Here is a 1,734-nt window from a genome sequence, read left to right as displayed (position 1 = left end):
GTCATGGGCGTTTCAACCGATGCGGAAGTTCGTCACGGCAATTTCATGCGGTTTCTTCCGCCGTTCGCAATTTGTGCTGGATGCATTTCAACACGGCCATGCGAATACGGTGGAGCATCCGCCGCACGGCCTCGACCGACTTTCCACGGAGTTGAGCGATCTGCTCGGTGCTCATCTGCTGGAAGTATCTTTGGTTCAGCAACTCGCGATGGTGCGGTTGCAATTCCTGGAGGCACTGTCGCAAGGCTTCCCGTCTTTCGTCCACGGTCTCCACAACATGGACCGCGTGGTTGGCAATCTGCTCCAAAAACTCCGGCGAGAATAACCTCGCCGAGCGCGTCAAGCGCTCCCGGTGTTTGAGGACTTCATTGCGGGCAATCCCGCATGCCCATCGGAAAAAGTCCTCTTCTGGACGGAAATCCTCAAATCGCCGCCACAGGACGACGCTGACGTCCTGAACAATCTCCTCGGCCTCCTGGGGGTCAGGCACAAGCACCATGACGTAAAGGAACAGCTTGCGCTGAATCCCCGCCAGAAGCCGGACGAAAATTTCGTTTCTGCTCTCGTTTTGGCCTTCCGTCCCCGACTGCAACACTCAGCCTTTCCGCGCTGTTAACCTGCAGGCCAGTTGTCTTCTTTTCGATGCAACCAGGTTTAATCCTCTGATTTTGCACCACCAGTATCCCGGGTCCCTTCAGGCCGCTTCCGAAACGAACTCGAGGGACTCCCTGTCCAGGCGGCTCTTTGCGGTCCCTGCCCGCCATAAACTTTATTCCCTTCCCGCCGGCGAAACAGGACATCCTTATTTCAAAAATACAGCAGAAGTACATTGATAGCAGGCAGAATGTGCGTCGTTATGCCTTGTGAGTGTTGCTACGGCGCTGCATGTCGTTGGAGCTTCGCATTTTCTGATACAATGAACCGGCTGAAAGGGCCCCGCGGATGACTCTATTTCATATGCTGAGCTTTACGAGGAGCTGGGTATGGTCGGTGATACCCGTATCTTGCCTGTAGCTGTGCTGATTTCCGGGACGGGAAGAACGCTCCGTGATCTCCTCAAGGCCGTTGACGAAGGTCGGGTGCCGATCGACGTGCGGCTGGTCATTGCCAGCACCCCCAACGCCAGCGGGCTTCAGTATGCGGAATTCATGGGTATTCCGGCGGAGGTCATTGAAAGAAAAGATTACGACTCCTCTGATGCCTACAGTGCCGCAATCTATCAGCGGTGCAAGGAGGTGGGGGCCGAGTACATCATCATGGCGGGATTTGCTATCCGCCTCACGATCACTCCCGAATTTCAGAACCGCGTGATCGGGACTCATCCGGCTCTGGCCCCGGCGTTTTGCGGGCAGGGGTACTTTGGCCGTCGGGTCCACGAGGCGGTACTCGAACATGGGGTCAAGGTCACCGGCTGCACAGTGTTCTTCCTCGATCAGGAGTACAACAACGGCCCGGTGATCATTCAGAAATGGACCCCGGTGGAGCCTGACGACACGGTGGAAAAGCTGGAGGCCCGCGTGCTCAAACTGGAGACAGAGGCCCTCATCGAGGCACTCCAGCTCCTCGCCGAGAATCGCATCCAGGTGGTGGGACGCCGGGTGCGTATTTTACCGGCAAGGCCGGAGCAGCCCGCCCCGGCTTGATGCTCTCCAGGCCAGGCGGGCCGTACAACCTGCGTACTCACGCGCGAGCTGCTTGAGTACCACGCTGCTCGCGCGCCCGATATCCCAAGTG

Annotated in this window: 2 protein-coding genes; one reads left to right on the top strand and one right to left on the bottom strand. The window is 57.6% G+C overall.

The genetic code is table 11. The features are described from left to right. Positions 1–43: 43 nt before the first annotated feature. Positions 44–595, bottom strand: coding sequence for a sigma-70 family RNA polymerase sigma factor (locus tag H5U08_RS17800; protein WP_297036194.1), 552 nt, complete (start codon positions 593–595; stop codon positions 44–46). Positions 596–983: 388 nt separating this feature from the next. Here H5U08_RS17800 and purN point away from each other — a divergent pair, with 388 nt between their 5' ends. Next, on the top strand, positions 984–1,643 hold the full coding sequence (gene purN, locus H5U08_RS17795; RefSeq protein WP_297036191.1) for a phosphoribosylglycinamide formyltransferase: 660 nt from the start codon (positions 984–986) through the stop codon (positions 1,641–1,643). Positions 1,644–1,734 lie beyond the last annotated feature (91 nt).

Origin of the sequence: Thermogutta sp. (assembly GCF_014359955.1) — a bacterium.
In the GTDB taxonomy this organism is placed as follows: domain Bacteria; phylum Planctomycetota; class Planctomycetia; order Pirellulales; family Thermoguttaceae; genus Thermogutta.
The sequence above is the reverse complement of the archived record's forward strand: the minus strand, read 5'-3'. Positions and strand labels throughout refer to the sequence as shown.

Bases quoted from the DNA above. Each gene is read 5' to 3' on its own strand.
- purN (WP_297036191.1), top strand. From the start codon at position 984: ATGGTCGGTGATACCCGTATCTTGCCTGTAGCTGTGCTGATTTCCGGG.